The organism is Weissella confusa (assembly GCF_004766315.1).
GTDB lineage: Bacteria > Bacillota > Bacilli > Lactobacillales > Lactobacillaceae > Weissella > Weissella confusa_A.
Genome location: NZ_PVSN01000033.1, coordinates 24,430 through 30,484, shown reverse-complemented (window position 1 = coordinate 30,484; position 6,055 = coordinate 24,430). Strand labels below are relative to the sequence as shown.

The 6,055-nt window shown below is 44.4% G+C and carries 6 protein-coding genes; 2 read left to right on the top strand and 4 right to left on the bottom strand.

Going from position 1 to position 6,055, the window contains the following annotated elements; translation table 11 throughout:
- Nucleotides 1-110: 110 nt before the first annotated feature.
- From C6P11_RS05235 to C6P11_RS05225, 3 genes are all read right to left on the bottom strand, one after another.
- Nucleotides 111-740: a hypothetical protein gene (locus C6P11_RS05235; RefSeq protein WP_135519220.1), complete on the bottom strand. Its 630-nt coding sequence runs from the start codon at nt 738-740 to the stop codon at nt 111-113.
- Nucleotides 741-932: 192 nt separating this feature from the next.
- A complete protein-coding gene (locus C6P11_RS05230) occupies nt 933-2,039 on the bottom strand; it encodes an alpha-hydroxy-acid oxidizing protein (protein WP_135519217.1) in 1,107 nt (368 codons plus the stop codon).
- A 108-nt stretch (nt 2,040-2,147) separates the two neighbouring features.
- Nucleotides 2,148-3,365 carry an MFS transporter gene (locus C6P11_RS05225; protein WP_135519214.1) on the bottom strand — a complete coding sequence of 406 codons (1,218 nt, stop codon included), beginning with the start codon at nt 3,363-3,365 and terminating at the stop codon, nt 2,148-2,150.
- Between the two features lie 156 nt (nt 3,366-3,521).
- Here C6P11_RS05225 and C6P11_RS10955 point away from each other — a divergent pair, with 156 nt between their 5' ends.
- Together C6P11_RS10955 and C6P11_RS05220 are read left to right on the top strand one after the other, a co-directional pair.
- Entirely contained in the window at nt 3,522-3,689 is a 168-nt protein-coding gene (locus C6P11_RS10955) for a hypothetical protein (RefSeq protein ID WP_003607932.1), read from the top strand.
- A 70-nt stretch (nt 3,690-3,759) separates the two neighbouring features.
- A complete protein-coding gene (locus C6P11_RS05220) occupies nt 3,760-5,265 on the top strand; it encodes a helix-turn-helix domain-containing protein (protein ID WP_135519211.1) in 1,506 nt (501 codons plus the stop codon).
- A 43-nt stretch (nt 5,266-5,308) separates the two neighbouring features.
- Here C6P11_RS05220 and C6P11_RS05215 read toward each other — a convergent pair whose 3' ends face one another.
- On the bottom strand, nt 5,309-5,779 hold the full coding sequence (locus C6P11_RS05215; protein ID WP_003607934.1) for a hypothetical protein: 471 nt from the start codon (nt 5,777-5,779) through the stop codon (nt 5,309-5,311).
- Nucleotides 5,780-6,055: the final 276 nt, after the last annotated feature.

The window sequence follows — 6,055 nt, the reverse complement described above, 5'->3', positions numbered from 1 at the left end:
ATTTTTCTCAAAAAACGCCCAATCGAAAAAAACACCCTGAAACCGTGCCAAGGTACTGGCAGTTTCAAGGTGATTTATCGTATTTTACTGATTTAGCTGTGGTTAAAAATTTAGTGCATGAATAATCTGGGTTTTAGATTCTCCACCTTTGTTTCCCCTTGTTCGAACGGCAATCTAATTTGCTTTTGAACGATTTGTGGCTGCTTGTGCCCATTCTTAACTTTACTCAAAGGCAATTCAACAGATGCGTCAGTCGTCACAGATGACTCTTCAGTATCACTCGAACTGAAGTGAGCTGTTCGAAGTTTCTCTCTTGAGACATTCACAATTTGATTCAGTTCGTCAAGCGTATGACCCGAGTCTTCAACGATTTCCGCAATGGTTTTTGTGGCCTGTACACTGTTTTCGTTCAACAGCGCCGTCCCAATGCTTGATGCATTCTGCCCTTTTTCTGCCCGTGCTTTTATTTTTTCCCACGTAATATCAGCGATGCCGAGATAGTCATGACTACCAAAGTGCAGGCCCATCTCTTCAGACAAAGCCTGACCCTCAGCATTATTCAGTTTAATTTCCTTAACCAAGCCGGAGAATGCCAGTAATGATTGCGTTTCATTTTCATTATGAAATTTGTCTAACTTTTCACTGGCATTATCATCAACCTTCTCTGAAACGCCTTCCACCGCTGTCGTTTCACTCACATCATCAGCGATAAACTGATTTCTAAATAACGTTATCGCCAATAAACAACCCACTGCCACGCAAACAGCTAATACTATTATAAAAAACCATCATAAATAAACTCACCCTTAATAGAAATCTAATTCCACATAACCATACTCCGATTTTATGTACTTTTTTCAAATTATAATTAAACAATCAGACAAACAAAAACGGACCGAATTACAACGATTCGGTCCGTATTTCACGCTATATTAAAACTTTGCATCAATAATTTTGGCACGTTGCAACTCAGCAACCGTGTGAGATCCGGTCAATTGCATGACAATCTTAAGTTCTTCGGCCAAGTGCTCATAAACTGATTGGACACCAGCCGCCCCGCCTTGGTTCAATCCCCAAAGCATCGGACGACCAAGTGCCACGACATCAGCTCCAAGCGCAATCGCCTTAGCAACGTCCTCCCCACGACGAATGCCAGAATCAAAGACGAGTGGAACGCGGTGGTTAACAGCCTTAGCAACAGCAGCCAGCGTATCAATAGAAGCTGGTGCACCGTTCAACTCACGACCGCCGTGGTTTGATACCCAAATACCGTCAGCGCCAGCAGCAATGGCAGCCAATGCATCATCAGGATCTTGAATACCCTTCACAAACACAGGCAGACCATTCGCCATCTGCTTAACCTTAGTTATGTCAGACAAGGCTAAATCCTGCTTAGCGCGTGCATATATTTCAGCAATTCCAAGTCCTTCACCTGAACCAGCCGCATTTGAGAACGCAGCTAGATTTTCCATTGGCAATGGAAAGGCGAAGTTATTAATGATGTCTGCTTCACGATAACCACCCAACGTGGCATCGGCCGTCAAAATAATGGCCTTATAGCCATTCTTAACCGCTTCATCCAGCAAATACTGGTTAAATTCGTCATCACGAGACATATAAAGTTGGAAAAACTTAGGCGTTTCAGGTGATGACGCAGCAACATCAGCAATGCGTGAGTTGCCATACGTTGACAAGCTGAAAATTGTACCAGCCGCACCAACGCCCTTGACCGTTACGCGTTCCCCGTTTTCATGCATCAAGCCGTGTGCAGCGATTGGCGCCGCGATCACAGGCATTGATAGTGGAATGTCCAATAATGTCGTTGATAGGTCAGGTGCGCTAATGTTCTGTAACATGCGCGGGATGAGTTGATAGTGGCGGAATGCCGTTTCATTGTCGTGCAAGACTTGTTCGTCGGATGATCCGCCGTCGACATAGCCGAATGCACCCGCCTCAGTGTCACGTTGTACTGCTGCTCGCAAGCGTGGCAAATCGATGATGTTCAAAGCTTCTTCTTTCGTACTACCTTGATAAGCCATCTGTGATTACCTTCTTTAAACTAGATTGAATAAATGCAAATAAAAATTTACACACTTAGTATACCGCCCTAACTTTTAACTGGTTCAAAAAAGGTGTAACCGATTACATTAGTGTTGTGTAGCACCATCAATCTTTGGCGCAGCATCTTGCTCGTGGTGATAGAACTTGTAATACAACAAACCGGCAATCACCGGAATGACAGCTGCCAACAAGTACAGCTCACGGAAGTTCAACATCTTCTCCACATCCCCCAACACAAACGGACCAACACCGATTCCCAAATCAAGCCCGATAAAGTACGTTGACAAGGATACCCCAACGCGAAGTGCATTCGGTGCCAGCTTCAAGGCAACAGCTTGCCCGTTAGACATAAAGGTACCATAACCCAAACCGATGAAGGCACCTGACAGCAACAACATAAAGCCGGAATGTGTCACACCAAGTAACACTAGTCCAACTGCTAGCGATACATATGCTGGATACATGACGTAATCCTCGCCGCGTGTATCAAAGATTCGACCTGCCATTGGTCGCGTAAACGTAATGACCAGGGCGTACACGACGAAGAAAAATGAACTGATACTTACCAAGTGAATCGTCTTGGCGTATGAAGACAAGAATGACAACACTGATGAATATGAGAAGCCCATCAAGAAACCAATACCGGCAATGAACAAGGCCTTACGCTCAATCAAATTATCAAAGGTCATGTGGCGTAAGGCTGCCTTGCGTTCTGGCGTCAACGCCAAATTATGAATTGGCAAGAGCAACGTGGCGATTGTCGTCAACAAGATTAAGACTGAAGACACCATGACAATGAAACGGAAATTCGTGAGGTTCAACAAAATCATCCCCACAAACGGACCGATCGCAGCGGCCAATGACGTACTCAATCCATAGAAATTAATGCCCAACCCCTTCTTATCTTCGGGGATGTAATCCGTCACAATCGCATTTGTGGCAGTTGACGTCATACCATAGGCAAATCCATTTACCAAACGAACCACAAACATCACCCCGATATTAGGAATAATTAAGTAAGCCAATGTTGAAACCAGGTAGATCAAAGCACCAAAACGCAACGATTGTTTGCGACCAATGATGTCGAGCTGTTGCCCAATAATAAGTCGGGCAATCAACGTCCCAATAACATAAATACCTGACGCCAAACCAGCTTGTGCTAAGTTGGCATGCAAATTCGTGTGGACCACGACTGCAATAATGACCATCAATAGATAGTAAACAAGATACACAATAAAATTGATGGCTGTAATACTAATAAATCCAGCGTTAAAAATGCTGGTAACCGGTTTTCCCGTTGTCATGTAAACATAACTCGCTTTCGTAAAGTCTGTGTTTCAGTCTAACTACCAACGGCAGTGAGAACAAAAACGAGATTTTCAAAAGTGTAAAAACCGTTTTTTGCGGATTCGATTAGTCTTTCTATACTAAGAGCAGATATTCACAGGGAGACAAATACTATGCCACACACGAATGAACAAATCGCACACGATTTCGCAATCGCCATTGCTGCCCAGAACTACACGAAGAGTTCTGTGCGCAACATTGGCTATGCGCTTGATGATTATGATCAAATCTATCACCAAGTGCTTGAGCAACTTGCACTCACCCACCATATTGCGGTATAACCTAAACTAACTGAACGATTAAAAAGGCAGTGTCAGCACTGCCTTTTTGTGTTTGCGGAGGGACAAACTTGTGGATTGGCTACTACAGAAAAAAGAACGCGATAAGTTAACGCTCAAAAACTACCTGATGATGCAACCATTACCAATGGTGCCCATCAAGCTAGTCATTAACGACCTTGGTTGGTCAAAGTATCTCGTGATGAATTACGGTCAAGCTTTGGCCGACGATTTGGCGCAGCTAGATCAACACGAATTGGTGTCGTTTGATGGTACGCGCCAACATTTTATCGTGCGACCGGGTCACAGTATGCTGTTCGATGAATTGCGTCTGCAGTATCTGAACCGTGCGCCAAAATATCATTTGCTGATGGCCTTGTTATTTGGCACGTTTGAAACCGTTGCTGACTTTGCGGTACAACACGATTTTTCAACACCCTACGTCCGTGAACTCCTACAAGAACTACAGCAAGATTTACAGCCTTATCATATTCAAATTAACGAGGCATTCGTGTTAACTGGTAATGAAAAAGAAATTCGTTACTTTTTCTTCCGTATCTTGTTTGACTACTACACCCGACAAAGCAACCCGCTACCAACTGCAGCCATCGAATGGGCGCAGACCACTTGGGCCTACTTAAAAACAACCAGTCCCAAGCCGATTTCGCCCGCCATTGGGTTGATTGTCGAATTCCAGCTCGGTATTGGGTACGTGCGAATGACGCATCAACATATCATTACACCAGCTGATTCGGCCCCAGTCCTTGATGAAGCAGCCGATTTACCAGCCACAACCCGTTTATTCCTCAATCGCATGCGTCAGCACCTGACGTCGTCATTAGGTCTATCAGACACCGCAGCCGGGTACGAAGCACGTTTTGCGTTGAGCGCCCTTTACGCTTTTGGGTTCGCACGTAAAGAACACTTTGAAACGTACATGCCAATTGAAACGCGCCTCTTGTTCAGTGTCATCTCGGATATCATCGCCCGTGAGCTACCAGCTTTCTTCGGCAACGCTTATCTAATGACGCATAAATTAATCGACGCAATTCGGCACGATCTGTATACAACCAATTTACGTTTGGTCTACTTTCACAGTGCGCTGCGTCCGGAACCGAACGTGGATGAGGCCATTTCACAATTTCCAGTTTATGCGCAATTGACGCAACATCTAATGCAAGCAATTGCTACTGAAACGAGCATTTCACATGACACGTTGCAAAACACGTTATTCGAAGACTACTTCAACACGTTCATTACCCGCTTACCACAAGAAGAAGTCTTGCCCATCATCACGGTTGATTTGGAATTTGTTGATAATGCTGCGCTTGGTCGTCGCTTGGCGCAATTAATGACCAACATGCCTGGCCTAAATATTATCTTGAGCTTTGATACCCCAGATTCGGCTGATTTGGTCATTTCTAACACCCACTTATCCGGCAGCGAACGGCGACACTTGTACCTCAAGGCCAGCCCGACGTTAGCCGAAATTGAAGAAATTCGCCAAGTGCTCCATCAAATCACTGTTCAAAAGTTTGAACGCTTTACTGGTCAAACAATTCCAGTTCACTTTAGCTAAAAAAGGCACGTCACCCAATTGATGGGCGACGTGCCTTTTCGCATTAAATCAACGTAAACTTTTCAATCATCAACTCTGGGTGGATGATCTTCATGTCAGTCGTGCCTTCCGTGGCATAACCAGCTTCTTCAAACGTTTCTTGCAATTGACGCTTAAAGGCAAACCATGAACGCATATCAGCGCGCAACAATTCTTCAATTTGTTGCAAGACTTCACGTGGGTTATCAACCTTGGCGTCAGCGCGAATTTCTTCGCGAATCTTTTCGATTTGTTCAGCGGAGAAGTACTTTGGCTCATCAAGCAATTCAGCCACAGCTTCTGACAACAATGGGTTGACCAACACGTTTTCAGCGCGTGACATCATCTTCTTAACGGCTAGCTCAATCGCCATCTCCGTCAAATACGTATTCGTGATGTGCAACGCAACCTTGACCAACGGTGACTTTTCGCGTTCCTTACGGCGCTTCTCTAGCTCGTTTCGCACGTCAGCTGGAGATGGAATTTCATAGCTCATCAATCTATTCTCCTTAGTTTTTATTACCTTAATCATAACAAACTAATTGCGTTTTGTTTCTGGGTGATTTGTACCCTTTTTAAGGACAACTATTGACTAGACTTGTGCAAATCTATTTGCTATAGTTACGTTAATGCATGGAATAAGCCATGTAATACACGACTCTAAAAGACGCCGGTAGTCAGCAATGATTACCGGCGTCTTTTGTCTCTGTTTTTTCCCAATTGGCATACAAATATGTATGTCGGCCCCAACTAAAAAGCGCATAATGGTAAT

What these genes read in the sequence shown, in the direction of transcription:
- C6P11_RS05230 (WP_135519217.1), bottom strand. Translation starts at nt 2,039, where the DNA reads ATGGCTTATCAAGGTAGTACGAAAGAAGAAGCTTTGAACATCATCGAT.
- C6P11_RS05225 (WP_135519214.1), bottom strand. Translation starts at nt 3,365, where the DNA reads ATGACAACGGGAAAACCGGTTACCAGCATTTTTAACGCTGGATTTATT.
- C6P11_RS10955 (WP_003607932.1), top strand. Translation starts at nt 3,522, where the DNA reads ATGCCACACACGAATGAACAAATCGCACACGATTTCGCAATCGCCATT.
- C6P11_RS05215 (WP_003607934.1), bottom strand. Translation starts at nt 5,779, where the DNA reads ATGAGCTATGAAATTCCATCTCCAGCTGACGTGCGAAACGAGCTAGAG.